This window comes from Acinetobacter sp. 22301 (genome assembly GCF_052045285.1).
Classification (GTDB): domain Bacteria; phylum Pseudomonadota; class Gammaproteobacteria; order Pseudomonadales; family Moraxellaceae; genus Acinetobacter; species Acinetobacter pittii.
This window is the reverse complement of the sequence record NZ_JBQEOR010000007.1, coordinates 104,151-128,257: the sequence shown is the minus strand read 5'-3', so window position 1 is coordinate 128,257 and position 24,107 is coordinate 104,151. Positions and strand designations below refer to the sequence as shown.

Genomic DNA, 24,107 nt, shown 5'->3' with positions numbered 1-24,107 from the left:
ACAGAAAGAATCTGATTTATCAGTGAAAAAGAATTTGAAATTTTATTCATACAATAAAAGTAAGTTAACTTTAAATAATGATTTAATCAATGTGCAGAGAACTTAGGTGGATAAAAATCGATAATTTAAAATAGACAAGGCAACAACAGGGGCAGTTTCTGTACGCAAAACTCGGTCACCAATGCACCAGTTCATAAATCCAGCTTGATTGGCTTGGTTAATTTCACTTTCACTTAGGCCACCTTCTGGGCCAATCAATAAGGCAAGTTCAGGCTGTATTCCCGCCAATACATCTTTTTGTTCTTTTTCTGGTGCTAAAACAAATTTAGATTGTGGAAGCTCAGAAGAACTTAACCATTCATGAAGAGAAATAGGCGCTAAAACTTCTGGAACCAAATTGAGGCCACATTGTTCACATGCTGCAATTGCAACAGCTTGCCAGTGATCTAATTTTTTTTGATCTCGATCGTATTTTAAGCGCATTTCACAACGCTCACTAGTTAGCAATTGAATCTGACTTACACCCAATTCAGTGGCTTTCTGAATGGCATAATCCATTCGATCGCCTTTACTCATGACTTGACCTAAAATAGCTTTAAAAGGGGCATCACGGTTTGCAGGGTTAAAATTCTCAATGGTGACAAACGCATTTTTTTTATTAATTTCGGACAAAGTCGCGAGATATTCACCACCTTGTCCATTAAATAGAGTCGCTTGTTCTTGTAGTTGTGCACGTAAAACGCGCACCCAATGATGGAATACTGATTCTGTCAGTTGAATTGTTGAGCCAACTGTAAGTTCAGTTTCGATAAAAAAACGGTTCATTGGGTACGCCTTACAAAATTAATTTAAACCAAGATCAACAACAAGTTGACGAGTTGGTTCGACTTGATTCATTGAATAGAAGTGTAAGCTTGGTGCGCCGCCTGCAATAAGGCGTTCGCATAACTTAACAACAACTTCATGACCGAAAGCTTTGATACTTTCACTGTCATCACCATAGGCTTGTAATTGCTTACGGATCCAGCGAGGAATTTCAGCACCCGTACCGTCTGCAAAGCGAATTAAGTTGCTTGCATTGGTAATAGGCATGATTCCTGGAGCCACCGGAGTGTTAATTCCAGCTTGCTCTAAACGCTCTATAAAATAAAAGTACGAATCTGGATTAAAGAAGAATTGAGTAATTCCTGCATTGGCACCAGCTTGTACTTTTTCAATAAAACGTTGAATATCTGAATCAAGGTTTTCAGCTTGAGGATGCATTTCTGGATAAGCTGCAACTTCAATATGAAAATGTTCACCTGAGTGCTCACGAATAAAACGTACTAAATCCTGTGCGTACGGAAGTTCCCCAAGTCCAACCTGACCAGAAGGTAAGTCACCGCGTAAAGCAACAATACGGTTAATGCCTTGAGCTTTATATAAATCCAGTAACTCAGCAATACGAGCTTTATCATCACCAATACAAGAAAGGTGAGGTGCAACTGGTGTACCTTTACCATTGAAATCATCAATAGCAGCTAGAGTACGTTCGCGAGTAGAACCACCAGCCCCATAAGTAATTGAGAAAAACTCAGGGTTCAGAAGTTGTAATTCTTGGTGAACAATACGAAGTTTTTCAGCACCAGCATCAGTTTTTGGTGGAAAAAACTCAAAAGAAATAGGTGTACGTTTAGTCATGTCAAATCCTTGTAAACAGCGAAACATTTTAGAAAAAAGGGCAGTCGGTTCACCGTCTGCCCTTAAGTTCTTAGTATTTGTAAGCGTCAGACTTGAATGGCCCCTCAACAGCTACGCCTAAATAATCAGCCTGCTCTTGAGTTAACTGGGTAAGTACACCACCGAAACCTGCAACCATTGCAGCGGCAACTTCTTCATCAAGTTTCTTAGGAAGAACTTCTACACGAATTTTTGCAGCTTTTTCATTTGCAGGAAGATCAGCAAATTTTTCTTGGAATAAGTGAATTTGACCTAAAACTTGGTTAGCAAAAGAACCGTCCATTACACGTGATGGGTGACCAGTTGCATTACCTAGGTTTACAAGGCGACCTTCAGAAAGAAGAATGAGGTAGTTATTTTCATCTTCTGAACGATAAACTTGGTGAACTTGTGGTTTAACTTCAACCCACTTGTAACCACGTAAATAAGCTGTATCGATTTCTGTGTCGAAGTGACCGATGTTACATACAACTGCACCAGCTTTTAAGCTATCTAACATTGCTGCATCGCACACGTGGTAGTTACCAGTTGTTGTTACAACGAGGTCAGTGTTGCCAAGAAGATCTTGGTTAATATCTTCTTTTTTACCTGTTTGTACGCCGTTTTTGTATGGAGATACAACTTCATAGCCATCCATACATGCTTGCATTGCACAAATTGGGTCAACTTCAGTGACACGAACGATCATGCCTTCTTGACGTAAAGATTGAGCAGAACCTTTACCCACGTCACCATAACCCACTACAAGTGCACGACGGCCAGACAAAAGCATGTCAGTTGCGCGTTTGATTGCGTCATTTAATGAGTGACGGCAACCATATTTATTGTCGTTTTTAGATTTAGTAACTGAGTCATTTACATTAATTGCAGGAACTTTCAAAGAACCGTCTTTCCACATTTCGATAAGACGTTGAACACCTGTTGTAGTTTCTTCGGTAATACCGTGAATACGTTCTAAAAGCGCAGGGTATTTTTCATGAACAAGAGCAGTTAAATCACCGCCATCGTCCAAGATCATGTTGGCATCCCAAGGTTGACCATTTACATTGATCTGTTGTTCAAGGCACCATACATATTCTTCTTCAGTTTCACCTTTCCAAGCAAAAACTGGAATACCGCGAGCAGCAATTGCAGCAGCAGCATGGTCTTGAGTAGAGAAAATGTTACATGATGTCCAGCGTACTTCAGCACCTAATTCAACAAGCGTTTCAATAAGAACAGCTGTTTGAATGGTCATGTGAATACAACCAAGGATTTTTGCGCCAGCAAGTGGTTTAGAAGCCGCATAGCGTTTACGTAAGCCGATCAAAGCTGGCATTTCTGCTTCAGCAAGTTTGATTTCTTTACGGCCGTAGTCAGCAAGAGAGATGTCAGCAACTTTGTAATCTGTAAATGAAGCATTAACCGCGTTCATCAGGATCTCCTAGGAAAAAATAGTATTGATCATTCTGTTCGCGGATGCCGTTGTTGGTTAAAACGAATGTTTAACCGATCGTCGAGCCTGGCAAATTGATCTTTAGTGCCGATCAATTGTCGCAGCATCCCTCGACTAGCGAAACATTGTACTTGGAAAAGCTTTTAGTGCCAATCCAGTTTTGTTTATTATCTGCGTAATTATCACTTTAGATTCTAATTATGGCATTAAATATTCCCGAGTCGTTGGCAAGCCTAGATTCAAACTGTGGCGTTTTTGCAGTTTGGATGGTGCTTCAGCATCATGGAGTACAAATTGATGTGGTTGAGCTGATTAATGTTTGCCGACACGATGAAGGAGGCACCTATACGATTGCCTTAGCTGTTGCTTTAAAGAAGCTAGGATTTGAAGTGTCATTTCATTCAGATGAGGATCCTAGCATTAGCCAAAGCGAACGCATGAGCTATAAAGAAGCAAAGGTATTAAAAATTCCAACTGGACCAGCGCTGAGCTATCAAGATATTCAAGCTGCAATTCAAAACGGAAAAATGGTGATTGTGTACTACGATACTTTAGAAGGGGTTGGAAACCAGTCGCTCATTTATTCTATAGATCAAAATGAAATTTGCTTTTTTGATAGTTTTGAACCGATGTCAGCGGGAGTTTTTGAAAAGCAGCGTCAAGTAGAGGGGATTTGCCGTCAGGCTATTGTGATTGATGATCGTAATTTTCAGATGCATTCATCCAAATTGAATTAGATAAAAAGAGCCAGTAGAGTGCTGGCTCATATTGAAGTTATTTTTGTTGATATTCTTGAATTATTTCTAAAGCAGCACGAAAAGCTTCTTGTGTAGCAGGGGCGCCGCAATATGGCAGGCTGTGCAATAGAGTTTCTTGAATCTCTTCAACTGTACAACCATTGTTGAGTGCACCACGAACATGGCCTTTGAGTTCAGTTGGTGATTTTAGTGCCGTGAGCATTGCCAAAGTAATTAATGAGCGATATTTACGAGGTAGCACACCTTCACGTTGCCAAGTCGATCCCCAGGCATGCTCGTTAATCCAGTCTTGCACAGGCTGGGTAAAGGGTACGGTATTTTCTTGTGCACGCTTTACAAAAGCTTCTCCCATCACTTCTGTGCGAACTTTTAATCCATTTTCGTAATCTTGCTTAGACATTAATTTCTCCTAAAAATAAAAGCGTCGAGTGACGCTTTTATGGCTGTTTATTAATTAATGCGAATCAAGTGTGATTGCAATAGTGAATTAGTGGAGGCATCAGTCACTAAATTTGATGAGGGTTCGACAAAGGAAGATCCTTGTCGAGTTTTTCATCAAAAACATCTGTAAGCATGCTGTCGAATCGAATTGCGTTGTATTGCAATAATTGTTGAGCTTCGCTTTCCGAAATAAAGCCTTCTTTTATCGCTTGTGCAATATTCTCTTCGAAAGTAAGTCCTGTAAATTTGCCTTTAGATTCAGCTTTTTTAAACTTATCCCAAAGTGGTTCAAGCGTTCGTAGAATTTGGAAAGCATGCTCTAAACGACCAGTTACATCATCGGCTTTGGTTGAATAAAATACGTGATGCTTAAGCTGTTCTCTGAAAGAATGCTCTTGCATCATAAGTTCAGCGACTTGTTGTTTTAACTCATCATCTGGTTTTGAAATGACACGGCCTAAAGGGAAACAGATCCATTTCACAAATGCTGCGGGAAGTTTAGCTGGGAAGTTTTCAAATAATCCCCAAAATGCTTCCTGAATATTTAAGAAAGCTTTTTGTAGAGCTAATTTAGCATGAAGTTGTTCAGCTTCAGTTTTTTGGCCAGCTTCATAAAATTTTAAAATCGCAGTAGAAATAAAGAGGTGCGCGTGAATATCTGCCAAGCGTCCGGATAACATTTCTTTGCGTTTTAGATCTCCTGCAAGTAAGCCAAGTGACATATCCGAAACAAGTGCGAAATTGGCACTAAAACGGTTAATCGTTTTATAGTAACTTGCAGTGAATTGATCTGCTGACTGAGGCGCATCGCTTGAGCCACCTGTCCAACCGTAGGCAAATGATCTTGCACCACGGTTAAAGGTATAGGCTAAATGTTTAAATAACAAATCATCGAATTTTTTGACTGAGTTATTTTTATCTTCAGATTGAAGGAGTTGTAACTCTTCAAATAGATAAGGATGACAACGCATTGAGCCTTGACCAAAAATCATCAATGAACGGGTCAAAATATTTGCGCCTTCTACTGTAATAGCAATTGGAATTGCCTGATAGGTAAGGGCAAGGAAATTACGTGGCCCAAGTTGAATTGCACGTCCGCCAGCAATATCCATTCCGTGATTTACGACTTTACGCATCGTTTCAGTTGCATAATATTTTGCCATAGCAGTCATCACGGCAGGTGTTCCACCTTGGTTTAGGCCACATGTCACTAAATAACGGAATGCTTCAAGCATATAGGCATCGCTGGCAATTTCACTGGTTGCTTCTTGTACGCCTTCAAATTTACCGACAGAAATATTGAACTGTTGACGAATTTTCGCAAAAGCACCAACGGTTAAATAGCTCATTTCACCTGCGGCTGTGGCTAATGCTGGAAGGGAAATACCACGGCCCACACCTAAACATTCCATGAGCATACGCCAGCCTTTACCGGCATTTTCTTGGCCACCAATAATCCAGTCAATAGGAATAAAAACATCTTCTCCTTCTACGGTTCCATTCATAAATGGAGAACCAGGAAAATGTCGTGCTCCTATTTTTACACCCACATGACTTGCAGGAATTAAGGCACAAGTAATACCGTATTCTGTTTTGTCTTTATCTCCCAATAGGCCTTCTGGGTCATAAAGTTTAAAGGCTAGACCAACAACGGTGGCAATTGGCGCAAGCGTAATCCAGCGTTTAGAGAAATTCATGCGAAGTCCAAGGACTTGAGCACCTTCATATTCGCCGTAGCAAACAACACCCGAATCTGGAATCGCGCCTGCATCTGAACCTGCTTCTGGACTGGTTAAACCAAAGCATGGGATCTCTTCACCTTTAGCAAGGCCCGGTAAATACTGCTGTTTTTGTGCATCTGTACCGTAGTGCATGAGTAGCTCACCCGGACCTAATGAGTTTGGAACCATACAACTCACAGCTGTGGTGAGTGAGCGGGAAGCAATTTTGCTCATAATACGACTTTGGGCAAATGAGCTAAATTCTTTGCCGCCAAAGGATTTTGGAATAATGAGTCCTAAAAAACCCTTATCTTTAATAAATTGCCAAACTTCTGGTGGTAGATCTTTTAAGTGATGATGAATTTCCCATTCATCTAGCATGCTACAAAGGAGCTCAACTTCATTGTCGATAAAACTTTGTTCTTCTGCTGACAAGGTTGGGTAGGGATATTTTTCAAATTGTGACCAATTGGGTGCCCCCATAAATAATTCTTTTTCCCACCAACTGGTACCTGCCTCTAAAGCCTCTTGTTCAGTCGTACTGATGCTCGGCATTGAGTTTGCTAATGTTTTATATGCAGGTTGAGTAATCAGATTAAAGCGTAATGGTGCAAATAAAATAATGATACTAAGGGCAATAAGGGGAATACCTAAAAGGAGAGCCCATGGCGTTAATATGAGTGCAGTAAGTATGGCTACAGCAATCGTAATAACACTACCAATGGTTCTGTTTAGATTAAAAAAGAAAATTGCCCATATTGCAAAAAGCTGAATGACAACGCTTAAAACAAAGAGTAGGAAAATCATACTTGCTCCTTGCTAGATAAGCCCTCAAGTTAGAAGTTACAAAAAGCGAGGAGAGATTTAAGGCTTAACTAGCTAATTTTTAATGCTGTTTAAATTTAATTTTTTATGTCGCAATTGATGTATATGCTAGAGCAGGGATATATCGTACTTTTAGGTATAAGATATTTTTAAGTGAAAGTGTAATGGGTTGTTTTATCGATTTGTCAAGAAATGTTATTGATTTTCTTATACAAATAAAAAGCCCTCTGAAGTAGAGGGCTTTTATAGATATTTAAATTTTAAGCTTCGACAACTTGAACAGCGATTTTTTTAGCTGGATCTACTTTGCGACGAACTTCCGGTACTGGTTCACCGTGGTATTGACGATCAGCAAAGTAACTTGAACGAACCATTGGTGCAGACCAAATATTTCTAAAACCAAGTTTACGGCCATGCTCTGCATAACGTTCGAACTCTTCTGGCGTTACAAAGCGGTCAATTGGCGCGTGTTGTTTAGAAGGTTGTAAGTATTGACCAATAGTCACATAGTCAACATCATGAGCACGCAAGTCATCAAGCAATGCAATAACTTCTTCTTCAGTTTCACCGATACCCACCATCAAACCGCATTTTGTTGGGATGTCAGGACAATATTCTTTAAACATTTTTAATAAGTTTAAAGAATGTTGATAGTCTGAACCTGGACGCATTGCTTTATATAGACGTGGCACAGTCTCAATGTTGTGGTTAAATACGTCTGGCGGACATTCAGTCATAATGCGTAAAGCAATGTCCATACGTCCACGGAAATCTGGTACTAAAATCTCAAGCAATGTATTTGGGCTTAGTGCACGAGCTTCTTTAATACAGTCCACAAAGTGTTGTGCACCGCCGTCAAGTAAGTCATCACGGTCAACCGAAGTAATTACCGCATATTTGAGCTTAAGATTAGCAATTGTCTCTGCCATGTGACGAGGTTCATCTGCATCGAGTGCATTTGGACGACCATGTGCTACATCACAGAAAGGGCAACGACGTGTACAAATATCACCCATGATCATGAATGTTGCTGTACCACCACCAAAACATTCTGGTAGGTTTGGACAAGCAGCTTCTTCACAAACGGTATGGAGTTTTTGAGCACGTAAAGTGGTTTTAATACGCTGAACTTCTTCTGGTGCCGTCATCTTGACACGAATCCAGTCAGGTTTACGCGGCACTTCAACCGTAGGTACAACTTTTACAGGAATTCTTGCGACTTTTTCTGCGCCACGAAGTTTTACACCCTGTTCAGGTTTACGGTGTTCTGACATATTTAACTTTTCCACTCGTTTATAGAGACATTGACATTGTATTATAGCGAACTTCTGCAGTTAATAGCGGAAAATAACTATTCATATAATAAATGTGGTTATTCAGAAATATAGGGTTGAGAAATACATAAATTCACCGCATATTAGCCATAATTTATTATAAAATATGGTCATTCAAGTGAGGAAGGAGCTTTCAATGCCACGTAAAAAAGAGGTCGTTAGTGGGAATTTCGTTAAATACGATGCGGTAGTTCTCGGTTCTGGACCTGCAGGTGAAGGCGCGGCAATGAAGCTTGCAAAAGCGGGTAAGCGTGTTGCAATTGTAGATGTGCGTGATCAACTGGGTGGTAACTGTGCACACGTTGGTACCATTCCAAGTAAAGCATTACGTCAAACAGTTTCTAGTATTATCCGCTATCAGCGCGATCCAATGTTTCAAAAAGTAGGTGAATGGAAACAGTTCACCATGAAACAGGTTTTGCGTAATGCACACAAAGTAATTCAACAACAGGTTGATACGCATACACGTTTTTACGATCGCAATAAAATCGGTGTATTCCACGGCCGTGCATATATTCAAGATAAAAATACAGTTTTAGTTTTTAGCCATGAAGGCATTAAAGAAACAATTATCTGTAAGCAAATTGTGATTGCTACAGGTAGTCGTCCTTATCATCCGCAAGGTTTAGACTTTGATCATCCTCGCGTATTCGATTCGGACAAAATCCTTGATCTTGATTATTCAATTCAAAAAATCATTATTTACGGCGCAGGTGTTATTGGCTGTGAATATGCCTCAATCTTTATTGGTCTAGATCATAAAGTTGACTTGATTAATACTCAGCAAAAATTATTAAGTTATCTAGATGATGAAATTGCTGATGCTTTGTCTTATCACTTACGTGAACAAGGTGTATTGATTCGTCACAATGAGCAAATGGATCATCTTGAAACGTTTGATGACCATGTTGTACTGCATTTACAAAGTGGTAAAAAGATTAAAGCCGATGCGATTCTTTGGTGTAACGGCCGTTCAGGTAACACAGAAGGCTTAGGTCTTGAGAATGTTGGGTTAGTACCAAATAACCGTGGTCAACTTTCAGTAAATGATCAATACCAAACTGAAGTTGAAAATATTTATGCTGCTGGTGACGTGATTGGTTGGCCATCACTTGCTTCTGCTGCTTATGACCAAGGGCGCTGTGCTGGCGCAAACATGAGTGGTGAAGATGCGAAGCCAGTACGTGATATCCCAACAGGTATCTATACCATTCCAGAAATCTCATCAATTGGTAAAAATGAACAGGAACTAACGGAAGAGAAAATTCCGTATGAAGTAGGTCAAGCTTCTTTCCGTCATTTGGCTCGTGCGCAAATTACTGGTGATACAGTGGGTGAGTTAAAAATTCTTTTCCACCGCGACACTATGGAAATTTTAGGTATTCATTGTTTTGGTAATAACGCTGCCGAAATTATCCACATTGGGCAAGCAGTTATGCACAGCCCAAACAATACTCTGAAATATTTTGTTGAAACAACGTTTAACTATCCAACAATGGCAGAAGCATATCGTGTAGCTGCGCTTAATGGTATGAATCGTTTGTTTTGATTTTAAATAAGTTTTCCATAAAAAAGCCCGCAAACTTGCGGGCTTTTTTATTTTCATTAGACCATAGGTTTTTTATATTTTTATGACAATTTGCAGTATGCGTCTGGCTGTCTATATCTCTAGTGGGCACAAAATGCTTGATTGAAATATACAAATAAATCAGGAGTTTGTTTCCATAAAATGATTGAACATGCCAGCAGAGTAATCACGAGCAAAGTCATAATTGTTTTCAAAAGTAAGGCATTATGCGTCATGAATAACAGCCTCCTCATTTACAAAGAAATGTACGATTACCCCTAATATACTCAAAGCTATTGAACATAGCCAAATCGCATTGTAATTACCTGTTAAGTCATGGTTAACACCGCCAAGCCAACCGCCAAAGAAAGAACCGACTTGATGGGTGAAAAACACAATACCACTTAACATTGAAAGGTATTTAACACCGAACATATTCGCTACAATGCCGTTGGTAAGTGGAACTGTAGAGAGCCATAAAAGTCCCATAATGACGCCAAAAGCATATACCGTATAAGTGCTTAGAGGTAATAATAAAAAGGCGATGATTGCGATGCCACGGCTACCGTAAAGTGCCATCAATAATTTAGGTTTTGAGAAACGATCTCCTAACCAACCAGCACCATAAGTCCCCACAATATTAAATAGTCCAACTAGTGCCAGAAACACAGTGCCTGTAGCTGCATCAAAGCCGTGATCGATTAAATAGCCCGGCAGATGAACACCTAAAAAGACCACCTGAAATCCACACACTAAAAAGCCTAAAGCTAACCACCAGAACGGCTTATGTTTTCTAGCAATATTCAGTACTTGTTTAAATGTGAGTTGAGGTTGAACAATTGCTTTTGGCGTTTGATTGCTTGGTCCTTTTAGCATCCATGCTAGGGGAATGATAAACGCAATTAACAGCGCACTCACCATTAAAGCTGACGACCATCCTACCGTTTTAAGCAAGAGAAGGGTGGAAGGTAGCATAATAAACTGACCAAAAGAGCCTGCTGCACTGGCAATACCCATTGCCATACTTCTTTTTTCTGGAGGGGCAGCTCGGCCTACTGCACTCAGTAAAACCGTAAAAGAGGTTGCTGATAAAGCTAAACCAATAATAAGACCTAAGCTTAAATTCAAAATGAGTACACTTGAACTAAAAGCCATTAAAAGTAGGCCTAGGGTATAAAGTAAGCCACCAACAGCAACTACAACTTTACTGCCATATTTATCTGCAATTGCACCGGTAAAAGGCTGAACAGCTCCCCAGATCAGGTTCTGCATGGCTATCGCAAGACTAAAAACATGCTGTCCCCAGCCAAATTCATGGCTCATGGGTACAAGGTAGAGACCGAAACCATGACGGACACCTAATGAAAGGGCCAAAATAATTGCACTGCCAATCAGCATATAGATGAGGGACTGAGAAAATTGGTTGCCAGTTTTAGTCATGATTAATGGAAAATTATAATAATGATGATTTATTGTAGAAGATATATCGAAAAATATCGATATAGTTAGAGGGAATATTTAAGAAGAATTAAAAAGTTCTTAAGGATCGTATTTTATGAGAAGGAAATTAAAGAAGCAGACACCATTTTGATCTCTGCTTCTTGTAGAAATTATGCTGCGGAATTACGTTCAAGTAATGCTTGTTCAAAAAGTACTTGTTCTTTTTCTTTATGTTCAGTCGTGAAGCGAATTAGAATTACGCTACAGCCAGCGATTATAACCAACCCACCTAAAATAAATAGACAAGTTTGAATATCGAGTACACCTTTTAATAAGAAACCAGCTGCAACTGCACCAACATTACCACCTGCACCAATAATGCCTGCAACACCACCTAATGCATTACGATCAATAAATGGTACAAGAGCATATGTCGCGCCACAAGCCATGTGAGTAAACAGGGCAAAAATCGTCATAGAAATAATTGCAAGAGCTATCACATTCATTTGAGAGAAAAGAATTAAGAATAAACCTTCACCTAAAATCATGAGTACTAGTACTTTAGTACGGCCATCTAAACCTTTTTTGAGTGCGACTTTATCGGAAATAATACCGCCAAGTGCACGAGCAAAGAGTGCAAGAAGACCGAATATCCCCGCGGTTAAACCAGCAGTTTTTAAATCCATTTTGAAGTGATCAACATAGTACATTGCTGCAACGTTATGGATAAAAATTTCAATACCGAAACATGCACCGTAAGCCACAAATAAAATCCAGACACGGTAGTTACGAGCAGCTTGCATCAAAATTGCCATGCCACCTTTTTTACCACTGCCAACTTCAATACCTTGTGCGCGGACTTCTTTGAAGTTTCCTTGAGGACAGTCTTGGGTGAGTTTCCAATAAAGAATACCAACAATGACCATCATTACGCCTGGTACGATTAATGCAACACGCCAACCCATAGTTTGTTCGACACCGAACATGACAATTGCACTAAGTAATAAAGGCATTAGAGCTTGGGTTGCACCGCCACCAGCATTACCCCAACCAGCTGCTGCCGCATTTGCTGTACCTACAACATTAGGTGCAAACATAACGCTTGTATGATATTGCGTAATAACAAAGCTTGCGCCAATTGCACCAATCAGTAAGCGGAAGAATAAAAAAGACTCATAACTGTTAGCAGCAGCAACGCCAAATACAGGAATACTGCCAAGCAAGAGAAGGGCTGTATAGGTAATCCTCGGGCCATATTTATCACAAAGCGGACCGACAACGAGTCTTACTAAAATCGTAATTGCAACGGCGGCAATATTGATATTGGCAATTTGATCTTTGGTTAAGCCGAACTCACCTTTAATAACCGGCATGAGTGGTGCGCAAGCAAACCATGCGAAGAAGCACACAAAGAATGCGAGCCAAGTCATGTGGAAAGCGCGCATTGCAGGAGTAGAAAAGCTAAATAATTTTATTTCAGTTGCTTTTTTTGCATCTAGATTGATATTTGAAGACATACGCCGTCCCTCTGAACTGAACGAAATTTTAATTTGCATGGCAATTTATTGCCTATCTGCAGACCGATCAGAGCGGACATCGTTGGCCGTCTTGGTTTATTCATTGAATCATCGTTGACTCATCATGCTGTAAATAAAGCAAGGGTCGTGCCAAAAAATTATTTTTACTAAAAAGGAAAAATTACTTTCTAATTCTATTGGGTTAGTTTATTAAAAATAAAATTAATTAAAAAATAGAAATAAATCAGTAAATGCTCATAAGAGAGGAATACGGTAAATTTTTTCTATCGGCTTTATAAAAGTGCTCATTTTTTTAGCATTTTGATTTAAAAAGAAGCAAAATGTAAAAAAAAGAAAGCTATAAAAACATGCATAAGTTTTTATAGCTTTGGGTGACACAAAAATTAGAAGCGGTAACCGACACCAACATATGTAATGAGGGGGTCAATATCAATTTTGGTATTCGCTTTAATTAGCTCTTTACCTGTATTTTGGTCAGTCACATAGATTTTTGCTTCATTATTCATTTTGGAATATGAAACTGAACCAACAGCAAACCAGTTTGGGTTGAAGTCATAAGATGCACCTAAAGTCACAATAGGGGCAAAAGTATCGGTTGCTTCTAGTTTAACGATAGGGTTTGCTGATGATGTTTTTCGATCTAATGCTGCACCTGCTTTACCATCATGGATATTCTGGATCATGTGACCCGCTTGAATTAAATCGGCCTCAATACCGGGATTCATTTTTAAATCATTAAAGTATGCATACATCACGCCAGCCCCGATATAAGGACGGAACTTATTTACCCCTGATTTACCAAATTGATAATGTAGTTCAACGGCTGGTAACCATGCACGAGCAGTCGCAGCCTTACCCCCCTGAGAAAGATCAGTAATATGCAGGTCTTGTTTTAAAGGAATATCTCCACCTGCCTTGGAAATTCCATCTCCTATGATTCCTCCAATCGAAGATCCATCTTTTAGTGGAGTCGCTTTTCCAGAAAGGGGAGCGTAAATATTACCTTTTCCATTAATATCTACTTTAGGAGGAATACCACCTTTAATTTCTAAAGATAAATTGTCCGTAAAGTTGTAATTAAACATAAGACCAACAGTATCAACATCAGCAGCTTCTAAGCCAGAACCTTGTTGTTGCCATTGAGAAAGACCATTAACTTCTGCTGTACCTGCAAGTGATGAGGGAAGAGTGTCTGTAAACTTATCAAGAAGGCTAATAGTGCTATACCAGAATTTTCCTGAAGTTTTACTTTGGTCGATTGCATCTAAAACGGCTTTTGTAGATACATCTCCAACTTTAGATGTTGTACCTTCTGCAACGCTAGTATTGATATTGACAGGGTTTCCTGAGCCTTGAGGCATAGCATGGAGCCAACCAGCAGAGACAGAAAAACGTTTGAAGCCATCGCCATCTTTAAAACTAAAATATGGTGAAGCGGCATAAGTGAATGTTGGCAGAGCAAAAAAGGCAGCTGTCATACAAAATAATGACTTTTTCATCATAAAAGGACTCCATGTCCGACATTTGTTTACTGATTTTTATTGAGCCCACCATACCTTGTTTTATTGAATAGATTGTGTATTAAAAATTAATAATTGTAATTTTTTTGAAATATTTGTTTATATTTAGAAAGATTTATTAATAAAAAATACATAATAAATAATAAAAGGCTACACAAAGTAGCCTTTTATTTAAGTTTTTTAAATTATTGGTTGAAGCGAGATAAGTCTTCTTCAGGACGAGCAGTTAAGACTTCAATGCCTGTTTGGGTAACTAAAATAGTATGTTCATACTGAGCTGAAAGTTTATGGTCTTTGGTTACGACAGTCCATTTGTCACCTAACAATTTAGTTTGCCATACGCCAGCATTTACCATTGGTTCAATTGTAAAAGTCATACCTGCTTCCAGACGCATACCTGTACCAGCTTGACCATAATGGAGTACTTGAGGTTCATCATGGAAAACAGTTCCAATACCGTGACCACAATATTCGCGTACTACACTAAAACGTTCTGATTCGACATACTTTTGGATTGCGTGGCCGATATCACCTAAATATGAACCATCTCTAACAGTTGCCATCCCACGATACATCGCTTCTTGAGCAACTTTGCATAGACGGTTGGCTAAAATAGAAGTTTCACCACCAACGACATACATCATGTTGGTATCGCCGTGATAACCATCTTTAATGACAGTAACGTCAATATTAAGGATGTCACCATTTTTTAAAATTTTATTTTCAGAGGGAATACCATGACAGACAACATGGTTAACCGAAGTACAAATAGAGTGTTGAAAAGCAGGGCGCCCAGGAGCTCCACCATAGCCTACACATGCAGGAATAGCATGTTGCACATTTTCAATGTGATTACGACAAATGGTATCAAGTTCAAGTGTACTTACACCTGCCTTAATATGGGGCTTGATCATCTCTAGAACTTCAGCCGCCAGTCGTCCTGCAATGCGCATTTTTTCAATTTCATCTGGAGTTTTGATTAATCGACGTGGAGCTGTATAAGTACTGTTCATGATCTCTAAAAACTTTTGGTAATTTACAAGTGTCTATGGTATAAATAGCCGCCCATTTTATCAAATGCTTTTCGTGAATATCTTTTACGAACAATTTTGATAGATGGAGTAAAAAATCCGCACATATATCGTCACATTACTCTGGGTGCCCGTAAAAAGGTGGAGAATGCGGATATATGGAGGCCTAACCCAACTTTTAAGGTAAAGAAAATGGCAGATTACAACGTAAGCATGCGCGACCTTCTTCAAGCAGGTGCGCACTTTGGTCACCAAACTCGTTTCTGGAACCCAAAAATGCGTCAATACATTTTTGGCGCGCGCAACAAAATTCACATCATCAACCTTGAGCACACTGTTCCTGCGTTAAATGATGCTTTGAACTTCGCTAACCAATTAGCAAGCAAAAAGAACAAAGTTTTGTTCGTTGGCACAAAACGTGCTGCTTCTAACATCATCCGTGAACAAGCTCAACGCGCTGGTCAACCATATGTAGATCACCGTTGGTTAGGTGGTATGTTGACGAACTGGAAAACACTTCGCCAATCTATCAACCGTTTAAAAGATCTTCAAACTCAATCTCAAGATGGTACTTTTGCTAAGCTTACTAAACGTGAAGCTTTAGAACGTGCTCGTGAGATGGAAAAACTTGAGCGCTCTTTAGGCGGCGTTAAAAACATGGGTGGTTTACCTGACGCATTATTTGTAATCGACGTTGATCACGAAGCGATTGCAATCAAAGAAGCTAAGAACTTAGGTATTCCTGTTATCGGTATCGTTGATACAAACTCTAACCCAGACAACGTTGATTACGTTATTCCTGGTAACGATGATGCGATCCGTGCAGTAACTCTATATGCTTCAGCTATGGCTGACGCAATTCTTGCTGGTAAAGAATACGCTCAATCTCAAGCGAACGCTCAAGCAAAAGGCGATGACGCTGCGAAAGACGCTTCTGAGGCTTAATGCGTTTTGACGCAGGCTTGTCATTTTTGCGACATGTAATGGTGGCAAATTAAGCGTCGAGAGTGCAAACGGCCCAGAGTTTCTTTGGGCCGTTTTTGTTGAAAAGATTTATTTTCTACCGATTTTAGGAGATCAACATGACTGCAATTACTGCAAGCATGGTAAAAGAATTACGTGACCGTACTGGTCTTGCAATGATGGAATGCAAAAAAGCATTAACAGAAGCGAACGGTGACATCGAGCTTGCTATTGATAACCTTCGTAAATCTGGTCAAGCTAAAGCTGCTAAAAAAGCTGGTAACATTGCTGCTGACGGTGCAATCACAATCGTTCAAGAAGGCAACAAAGCAATTTTAGTTGAAGTTAACTGTCAAACTGACTTCGTTGCTAAAGACGAAAACTTCTCTAACTTCTCTAAAGCTGTTGCTACTGCTGCTTTAGCTGCTGGTGAAACTGATGCTGCTAAAATCGCTGAATTAAAATTAGCAGACGGTCAATCAGTTGAAGAAGCTCGTATTGCACTTGTTCAAAAAATCGGTGAAAACATCCAAGTTCGTCGCGCGAAAATCGTTGAAGGCGAAAACTTGGCTATCTACAAACACGGTTTAAAAATCGGTGTTGTAGTTTCTTATACTGGTGATGCTGATACTGGTAAAGGTATTGCAATGCACGTTGCTGCATTCAACCCAGTAGCTGTAAATGCTGAAGCTGTTCCTGCTGACCTTATCGCTAAAGAAAAAGAAATTGCTGAAGCGAAAGCGTTAGAATCTGGTAAGCCAGCTAACATCGTTGAGAAAATGGTAACTGGTTCAGTTGATAAATACTTGAACGAAGTTGCTCTTGATCGTCAAATGTATGTAATCGACAACGACAAGAAAGTTGCTGATGTATTAAAAGCAACTGGTACTACTGTTGCTGAATTCGTACGTTTCGAAGTTGGTGAAGGTATTGAGAAGAAAGCAGAACTTAGCTTCGCTGAAGAAGTTGCTGCTGCTCAAGCTGCTGCGAAGTAATTCGTATCACAATAAAAAAAGCCCCATTGGGGCTTTTTTTATCTCAGTTAAAATAAGGGTATACAATGACAAATAAAAAAAATCTCAGTTTTGCTGGTGTGATTATTTTATTGATTGCTGCGTATTTTGGTCTAGATTTATCTGGACATAAGCAAAATCAATCACCATCATCAACTATACCCGCAGCTCAGCGTAATGAAACTACACTTTCAAATAATGGGGTGGACACTGTAAAAGCTGCTTATGAGCAGAGACAAAGTAATGTTCAAGTGCAGGGAAGTGGTCGAGTCAAAGCAATTTTAAGAGATGATAATGATGGGTCAAGACACCAGAAATTCATTCTAGTATTAAAAAATGGTCTTTCAATTTTGGTTGCACATAATATCGATTTGGCACCTAAAATTTCTAATCTAAATAAAGGTGACATCGTTGAGTTTTATGGCGAATATGAATACAACCCGAAAGGTGGTGTACTACATTGGACTCATCACGATCCACAAGGTCGTCATGAAAATGGTTGGCTTAAACATGACGGACAGATCTATCAATAAAGCTCACGTGAACGTTTAATCAGATTATTTTCATAGAGCAATTTTGTTCTATTCAGTTTATTAAAACATGCTATGGTTTTTTTATTGAATAGATGAGACGTATTTATGCAGCGGGAGCAAGCCGATTATCTGCATGTGCGAGAGTTGGGCGGTTTAGAGTTATTAAAAGCACATTATCACCAAACACAGTTTTCAAAGCATACTCATGAAGGGTACTGTATTGGTGTGATTGAAGAGGGAGCACAGTCTTTTTTTAGGACGGGACAGCTGCATGTAGCTCCTAAAGGCGACATTATTTTAGTAAACGCTGACGAAATTCATACTGGTTCATCGGCTGTTGAGTTAGGGTGGCGTTATCGAGCGATCTATCCAACACCTGAAATGTTAGCAGAAGTTAGTCAAGATTTTTTTGAAAACCCACATGGAGCACCATGGTTTCCTCAAGCTGTGATTCACGACCTAGGTTTGGCTCAACAGCTTTGCTTACTTTTTGATTTATTAGAACAAAAAGATAATTTTCTACTCAAAGAAACGATGTATTTAACAACGTTAGCTTGTCTTATGAAGAGACATGGTAAATCAAATCATACTTTTTGTGAGTTACCAGAAGCATATTCAAAAATATTAAGAGTTAAAGAATTACTCGTAGAAATGCCTGAAACAAACTTTTCTTTACAAGATTTGGCTGACATGGTCGGCTTGAGCGCTTGGCATTTCTTAAGGCAATTTAAAAAATATGTAGGTCTGCCACCTCACGCTTGGCTTGTACAAGCACGTTTACAAAAAGCAAGACAGTTATTAAAACAGGGGGACCAAATTGCCATGGTGGCACAACAATGTGGTTTTTCTGACCAAAGCCATTTTAACCGTCACTTTAAAAAAGCAATGGGCGTCACACCCACTCAATATGTAGCAAGTTTGAACATATAAATAAATTAGTTTTAAAGCAATTTTATCCAATATAAGTCGGCACTCATCAAGCATGGTATAGAGATGTTTCTTATATTGGATTTTATATATGAATATTCAGCTTAATCAGCCGGTTGGGTTTTCAAAAAATAAGCCATCCTATTTATTTTTACGTGGTGTAATGGATATTTTGCCCTTATCAATTTCTGTTATTCCGTGGGCAATCTTAGCGGGATCTATGGCAATTCATGCAGGATTATCTTTCTATAAAGCATTAGCAATGTCTGGACTCGTCTTTGCTGGAGCTGCTCAGTTGGTTAGTTTAAGCATGGCTATGGAAGGTGCTTCTGTTTTTACAATTTATTTGACTATTTTCTTTTTAACGGCTCAGCATTTTATTTATGCATTAACTTTAAGAAATGACATTTCTATTTTGTCTTTACCTAAACGATTGAGTTTAGGCTTTTTATTAACAGATGAATTGTTTGCGGTGAGTGCTCCATTTGAAAAAAGAAGTTCGGAATATCTGTTGGGAGCCGGTTTATGTTTTTATTTATTTTGGGTTGCTTTTAGTTTGGTGGGAATACTGCTGGCGACAGTGATACCTGATCTTTTAAATTACCATTTGGATTTTTCGATTGTTGCTATTTTTATTGCCATGATTGTGCCGTTATGTAAAGGATTTCCAGTCATAGTTGGTGTGCTAACAACTTGTTTAAGTGGGTTTTTATTTAAATTTTATCAAATTGAGGGTGCGATTTTACTTTCAGGATTAATGGGAATGTTAATTGCTGTTTTAACTGAAAAAATAGGTAAGGAGCAATAATATGTCTTGGTTTATGATTTTAGGCTTGGCAGCAATCGTCTTTTTTAATCGCTATTATTTTTTAGAACCTCAAGTAAAAATTAAACTGCCGCTTATTCTGAATAAGATGCTTAACTATTCTGCACCTTGTTTGTTAACTGCAATTTGTATTCCAGTTATTTTTTTCGATGGTAATCATTTAAGAGGCGTGATAAATAATCCTTATATTTATGCAGCAATCTTTTGTATTGTAATCGCTATGTACCTAAAAAAAGTTCTTTTAAGTGTGATAGCAAGTTTAGGATTTTTTTATTTTATAAATTTTCTAATAAATTACTAACATGCAAAAGCTGAATCGAAAGGATTCAGCTTTAAGTTAATCTTTAAGCAGGAGCTTGTTGTTGTCTGCTTTTCCATTTAGGTAAAATTTTTGAGAGATAAGCATCCATACACCAAACTGGTCCAATTAGTAGGAATTGTAAATCTTTAAAGAACGAAGGTTTTTTGCCTTCGACTTTATGTCCGTAAAATTGTCCAACCCAAGCAATCACAAAAATAGCGATATAAAACCCGACTCCTACAGGTAGGGTATAAATGAGCCATGCTATAACAACAAGTAAAGCAGCCATTGCCACAGCAAGTACAAGATCTAAACGTGCATAAAATACTAAGGTCAACACAAGTAATAAAGCAGTAAGCAATGTGCTGAAATGTGCAATGATTCCAATAATAAAAAATAAAATGGCGGGAAGGCAAAGCCAGTGAATTTGTTTATTGGTTGGATTTTGATGACTTTCGCTATATTCATCAAACCATTCAGTAATGGATTTCATTGGTAGCACACTCCTTGTTTTAACTTCGATTTATTTTTGTGAGTATATTTTAGCCTGTTCTTGAGGATCTCGACAAGAAACTAACACTATTCAACTATAGGGAGCATTGCATTAAAAAACTTAAGAAAGGGCAAATGAAAAAATAATGTGAGTGTGATTGACAAGGTGAACAATTCGACCTCAAGAATGGGGCAATTTTTCATAATATTTTTTCTCTATTGCTAGATGATGAAAACAGCAAAAAAAGAGTAATTTTGAGATGGGTGGGAAAATTGTGTGAAAAAGCTCTACTCATCTACTCTAAAAAGGCCATAAATAGCCTTTATTTTGGAAAAATGGTACTAGGGTAGCGAAAATTTGAAAAAGTCGCTCTAAACGCAAATTAGACGTAAAATTAACTAGTATTAAATAAACATGGTTTTTTGTTTAAAAAATATTCAAATTTAGAGCTGGATAAGGGTTAAAAAAAGAGGATTTTTTAAACTTTAAGTGAGGAATTATTTTGATAACTCAAAATATAAAAAAGCCGCAGAAAAATTGCGGCTTTTTACATGAACTCGAGAGGCTATAACTTATGAAGTTGGGCCATCAACACGCTCAATATTTACTTTTGCAGTTCCGGCATTGGTAATGCCAAGACGTTTAGCTGCACCGTAAGATAGGTCAAGTACACGATTACCATGGAAAGGACCACGGTCATTTACTTTTACAACCACACTTTTACCATTGTCTTTATTCGTTACTCGAATGTAACAGTTTAACGGTAGGCTACGGTGAGCAGCAGTTAAAGCATTCATGTCGAATGTTTCACCACTTGCAGTTTTACGACCATGGAATTGGCGGCCATACCAAGATGCCATACCAGTTTGGCTAAACTTACGAACAGTGTTTGAAGCTACTGTGTTAAGTTTTTCAATCACTGAAGGCTCATCTTCAGGGATTTCAATTTTTGCTGCGATCGCTTGACGACGGATTTGATCGCCAGAACGTTCAGTGATTGAAAGACTGTTAATGTTAGAAAAACGAGAATTAAAGTTTTGAGTATCTTTACTCAACACACGTGCTGCTAGATTAGGACCATCTACATCACTGTTTAATGATGATGACTGCACCATTTCAGCGTGCAGTGGGGCCATGCTTAAACTAGCCGTCAGTGCAAGAACGTATTTCAGCGATAACTGCATTTGTATAAACTCCTGAGAACATGTACTTTTTTCTTTCAGCCATTGACTGAAATTTAAAGTGAACATGCCTTATTATTCACTTTTGCAATTGCTATATTGGGGTGGATAATATTCATCGGTTACGGAGAGTGTCTAGTCTTTAACGAGAAATCTTTACAAAAAGGGCAAAAACTTACAGTTTTAGGTTAAAAAATAATCAATAATGTAACAAATCATTAGAAATGTATGTATTGTGATCTATTTAACAAAAATATTTATTGACTTTTACATAAAGCATAAAAAAGCTAGCCTATCGGCTAGCTACTTCGGTGCCTAATAACCATACAGCTGTAGCGTACATGCGGCTCTTATTATAAGTCGTAATCACTTGAAAATTCGGGTAAGTTAAATAGTAAATTGGACCATTATAGTCTTGTAATTGAATGACATTCACCATATCGAGATCATCAATTTTAACTACAGGATTCAATGGAGAAATACCGAGTGTCTTTAATGCACCATATGGGAAAGGTTGCGTTAAATCTTTAGCAATAATACTTTCTGGATTTGACCCAGTGTAACGAGCCATAAACCCGATCGGTTGATCGCGTTGCCAACCTTGTTTTGCTAAGTAGTTTGCAATTGATCCAATAGCATCTTCTGCTGAGTTTCTTAAGTCGATATGTCCATTACCGTCATAATCCACCCCATATTTACTAATATTGCTTGGCATAAATTGTGGATAGCCAATCGCACCTGCATAGGAGCCTACAATACTATTTGTTGGGTAGCCTTCTTTATAAGTCCATGCAATAAGAGCAGCTAGCTCATCACCAAAATATTCAGCACGGCGAGGGTAGCCAAAAGCAAGGGTAGCTAAAGCATCACGTGTAATAAAAGAACCTTTATTCGCGCCATAACCTGTTTCAACGCCCAAAATACCTAAAATGACAGCTTGAGATACGCCATATTGTTGTTCTGCGCGATTTAACGCATCTGCATATTGATTTTTAAAACGGACACCACGTTGAATTGTGCCTTCAACCAAGAACATAGAGCGATAATCATACCAAGGCTTACTTTCACCCGGACGAGTCATAATATTTAGAATGTTTGGTAAATTTTTTGCGCCACTCATGGCTGCATCGACTTGATCGCTACTTAAGCCATAAGCATTCATCGTTTTTTGTTTAAAATTCAAATAATCAGGATGTGTTGCAAAATCGTTGGCCTGAGCGAAATGACTTGTACTGATTAAGCCAGTACACAAAGCGAGCATTTTTAAAGTTTTATTTAAGTGTTGAGACAACATATCGTTTTAAAATTCCAGATTATCGATGTGTATGAATGGACATGACTAAACCAAAGGTGGCCATTAAAGTAATAATAGCTGTTCCGCCATAACTCATAAAAGGTAAAGGAACACCTACTACAGGTAAAATACCACTGACCATTCCCGCATTTACAAATACATAAACAAAAAAAGACAAACCAAAGGCGCCAGCAACTAAACGTCCATAGTTATGGAAGCTTTGTAAACCGATCTGGAATGTTCTAAAAATAATCGCAAAATAAAGGATTACTAAAATAAGTACACCGATGAGCCCAAATTCTTCGGAATATGCAGCAATAATAAAGTCAGTATGTCCTTCGGGTAAAAAGTGTAAATGTGATTGGGTGCCTTCAAGGAAACCTTTACCTGAAAAACCACCAGAACCAATTGCAGTTTTAGATTGAATAATATTCCAACCCGTACCGAGTGCATCTGCCTCTGGATCAAGTAAGGTTAAAACCCTTTGGCGTTGATAGTCGTGTAAAAGAAATTCCCACGCAATTGGAATTACGATTGCTGCACATGCGGCAGCTGCACCAATCATTCGCCATGATAGTCCACTTAAAAATAAGACAAATATACCGCTTGCTAATACTAAAAGTGATGTTCCTAAGTCAGGTTGTTCTGCAATCAGTAAAAAGGGAATACCAATTAACATTAATGATAAAACAACTTGTGAAAAACTAGGGGGAAGAGGTTTTCGTGCTAAAAACCATGCAATCATCATCGGCATGCCGATTTTCATGAACTCACTGGGTTGGACACTCCCGAAACCGGGAATATCAATCCAGCGCTGAGCACCCATTCGGACTTCACCGAATACCATAACTGCCACAAGCGAAAATAGGCCGAACAAATAAAAGTATGGGGAAAACGCTTGATAGACCTTAGGCGGAATTTGGGCTAGACCAAACATCACTAAAAAGCCAATACCAAAACTCATGGCTTGTTTACTGACCAGACCTACATCCTGTGCCGAAGCACTATATAGTACGGTTAAACCTAATAGCGCATTTAATAGCAAAAATAGACATAACCACGGGTCAATGTGGAGTTGTTGCCACCTTGATGGTTGCATAGCGGTGCTAAGACCATCTCGAGGAGCTTGGCGTAAAAACTTATATTGTGGGCTAGGAGACATGCGGCGTTAACTAGGTCAATCAGTGCTTGGCGCATGCTAACATAAACCTGATTAATGGCAATGTATATCAATATTTTGCAATAAA

At 38.7% G+C, this 24,107-nt stretch carries 22 protein-coding genes; 8 read left to right on the top strand and 14 right to left on the bottom strand.

What is annotated here, in order from left to right; all coding sequences use genetic code 11:
• Positions 1-102: 102 nt before the first annotated feature.
• From ACTJJH_RS12350 to ahcY, 3 genes are all read right to left on the bottom strand, one after another.
• Positions 103-825, bottom strand: a complete 723-nt coding sequence (locus tag ACTJJH_RS12350) for a 16S rRNA (uracil(1498)-N(3))-methyltransferase (RefSeq protein WP_440601187.1) — start codon at positions 823-825, stop codon at positions 103-105.
• Between the two features lie 18 nt (positions 826-843).
• Positions 844-1,680, bottom strand: a complete 837-nt coding sequence (gene metF, locus ACTJJH_RS12345; RefSeq protein WP_372552941.1) for a methylenetetrahydrofolate reductase [NAD(P)H] — start codon at positions 1,678-1,680, stop codon at positions 844-846.
• A gap of 70 nt (positions 1,681-1,750) precedes the next feature.
• Entirely contained in the window at positions 1,751-3,133 is a 1,383-nt protein-coding gene (gene ahcY / locus ACTJJH_RS12340) for an adenosylhomocysteinase (protein ID WP_033847673.1), read from the bottom strand.
• A 221-nt stretch (positions 3,134-3,354) separates the two neighbouring features.
• On the opposite strand from ahcY, the gene ACTJJH_RS12335 reads away from it, so the two are divergent.
• Positions 3,355-3,891, top strand: coding sequence for a cysteine peptidase family C39 domain-containing protein (locus tag ACTJJH_RS12335; protein ID WP_320123613.1), 537 nt, complete (start codon positions 3,355-3,357; stop codon positions 3,889-3,891).
• A 37-nt stretch (positions 3,892-3,928) separates the two neighbouring features.
• Here the strand turns inward: ACTJJH_RS12335 and ACTJJH_RS12330 are convergent, their stop codons facing one another.
• The 3 genes from ACTJJH_RS12330 to lipA form a co-directional block, all read right to left on the bottom strand.
• Positions 3,929-4,312: a carboxymuconolactone decarboxylase family protein gene (locus ACTJJH_RS12330; protein ID WP_032005273.1), complete on the bottom strand. Its 384-nt coding sequence runs from the start codon at positions 4,310-4,312 to the stop codon at positions 3,929-3,931.
• A gap of 106 nt (positions 4,313-4,418) precedes the next feature.
• Positions 4,419-6,881 (bottom strand): acyl-CoA dehydrogenase, encoded by a 2,463-nt coding sequence (locus ACTJJH_RS12325; protein ID WP_440601186.1) that lies wholly within the window; start codon positions 6,879-6,881, stop codon positions 4,419-4,421.
• Positions 6,882-7,159: 278 nt separating this feature from the next.
• Positions 7,160-8,173, bottom strand: a complete 1,014-nt coding sequence (gene lipA / locus ACTJJH_RS12320; protein ID WP_002118167.1) for a lipoyl synthase — start codon at positions 8,171-8,173, stop codon at positions 7,160-7,162.
• Positions 8,174-8,369: 196 nt separating this feature from the next.
• On the opposite strand from lipA, the gene sthA reads away from it, so the two are divergent.
• Positions 8,370-9,782: a Si-specific NAD(P)(+) transhydrogenase gene (gene sthA, locus ACTJJH_RS12315; RefSeq protein WP_002118117.1), complete on the top strand. Its 1,413-nt coding sequence runs from the start codon at positions 8,370-8,372 to the stop codon at positions 9,780-9,782.
• A 243-nt stretch (positions 9,783-10,025) separates the two neighbouring features.
• Here sthA and ACTJJH_RS12310 read toward each other — a convergent pair whose 3' ends face one another.
• The 4 genes from ACTJJH_RS12310 to map all read right to left on the bottom strand — a co-directional run bounded on the left by ACTJJH_RS12310 (position 10,026) and on the right by map (position 15,311).
• Entirely contained in the window at positions 10,026-11,240 is a 1,215-nt protein-coding gene (locus ACTJJH_RS12310) for an MFS transporter (RefSeq protein ID WP_017480731.1), read from the bottom strand.
• Between the two features lie 170 nt (positions 11,241-11,410).
• Entirely contained in the window at positions 11,411-12,757 is a 1,347-nt protein-coding gene (locus ACTJJH_RS12305; protein WP_017480732.1) for an MFS transporter, read from the bottom strand.
• Between the two features lie 404 nt (positions 12,758-13,161).
• Positions 13,162-14,280: an OmpW/AlkL family protein gene (locus ACTJJH_RS12300; RefSeq protein WP_069031302.1), complete on the bottom strand. Its 1,119-nt coding sequence runs from the start codon at positions 14,278-14,280 to the stop codon at positions 13,162-13,164.
• A 203-nt stretch (positions 14,281-14,483) separates the two neighbouring features.
• The gene (map, locus tag ACTJJH_RS12295) at positions 14,484-15,311 is read right to left on the bottom strand and encodes a type I methionyl aminopeptidase (RefSeq protein ID WP_002118165.1); all 828 of its coding nucleotides are present in this window, start codon (positions 15,309-15,311) and stop codon (positions 14,484-14,486) included.
• A 210-nt stretch (positions 15,312-15,521) separates the two neighbouring features.
• Here map and rpsB point away from each other — a divergent pair, with 210 nt between their 5' ends.
• From rpsB to ACTJJH_RS12265, 6 genes are all read left to right on the top strand, one after another.
• Positions 15,522-16,274 carry a 30S ribosomal protein S2 gene (gene rpsB / locus ACTJJH_RS12290; RefSeq protein WP_002118204.1) on the top strand — a complete coding sequence of 251 codons (753 nt, stop codon included), beginning with the start codon at positions 15,522-15,524 and terminating at the stop codon, positions 16,272-16,274.
• A gap of 137 nt (positions 16,275-16,411) precedes the next feature.
• Positions 16,412-17,287 carry a translation elongation factor Ts gene (gene tsf / locus ACTJJH_RS12285; RefSeq protein WP_002118238.1) on the top strand — a complete coding sequence of 292 codons (876 nt, stop codon included), beginning with the start codon at positions 16,412-16,414 and terminating at the stop codon, positions 17,285-17,287.
• A gap of 65 nt (positions 17,288-17,352) precedes the next feature.
• Positions 17,353-17,838: a DUF3465 domain-containing protein gene (locus ACTJJH_RS12280; protein WP_130118939.1), complete on the top strand. Its 486-nt coding sequence runs from the start codon at positions 17,353-17,355 to the stop codon at positions 17,836-17,838.
• A 105-nt stretch (positions 17,839-17,943) separates the two neighbouring features.
• Complete coding sequence (locus ACTJJH_RS12275; RefSeq protein WP_440601185.1) at positions 17,944-18,768, top strand: AraC family transcriptional regulator; 825 nt, start codon at positions 17,944-17,946, stop codon at positions 18,766-18,768.
• An 88-nt stretch (positions 18,769-18,856) separates the two neighbouring features.
• Entirely contained in the window at positions 18,857-19,573 is a 717-nt protein-coding gene (locus tag ACTJJH_RS12270; protein WP_032005283.1) for an AzlC family ABC transporter permease, read from the top strand.
• Between the two features lies 1 nt (position 19,574).
• A complete protein-coding gene (locus ACTJJH_RS12265) occupies positions 19,575-19,892 on the top strand; it encodes an AzlD domain-containing protein (RefSeq protein ID WP_016145923.1) in 318 nt (105 codons plus the stop codon).
• A 43-nt stretch (positions 19,893-19,935) separates the two neighbouring features.
• Here ACTJJH_RS12265 and ACTJJH_RS12260 read toward each other — a convergent pair whose 3' ends face one another.
• The 4 genes from ACTJJH_RS12260 to rodA form a co-directional block, all read right to left on the bottom strand.
• The gene (locus tag ACTJJH_RS12260; RefSeq protein WP_440601184.1) at positions 19,936-20,385 is read right to left on the bottom strand and encodes an Mpo1 family 2-hydroxy fatty acid dioxygenase; all 450 of its coding nucleotides are present in this window, start codon (positions 20,383-20,385) and stop codon (positions 19,936-19,938) included.
• A 572-nt stretch (positions 20,386-20,957) separates the two neighbouring features.
• Entirely contained in the window at positions 20,958-21,569 is a 612-nt protein-coding gene (locus tag ACTJJH_RS12255; RefSeq protein ID WP_002118141.1) for a septal ring lytic transglycosylase RlpA family protein, read from the bottom strand.
• 289 nt (positions 21,570-21,858) lie between these two features.
• On the bottom strand, positions 21,859-22,860 hold the full coding sequence (gene mltB / locus ACTJJH_RS12250; RefSeq protein ID WP_014207240.1) for a lytic murein transglycosylase B: 1,002 nt from the start codon (positions 22,858-22,860) through the stop codon (positions 21,859-21,861).
• Positions 22,861-22,879: 19 nt separating this feature from the next.
• On the bottom strand, positions 22,880-24,022 hold the full coding sequence (gene rodA / locus ACTJJH_RS12245) for a rod shape-determining protein RodA (protein WP_005068220.1): 1,143 nt from the start codon (positions 24,020-24,022) through the stop codon (positions 22,880-22,882).
• Positions 24,023-24,107: the final 85 nt, after the last annotated feature.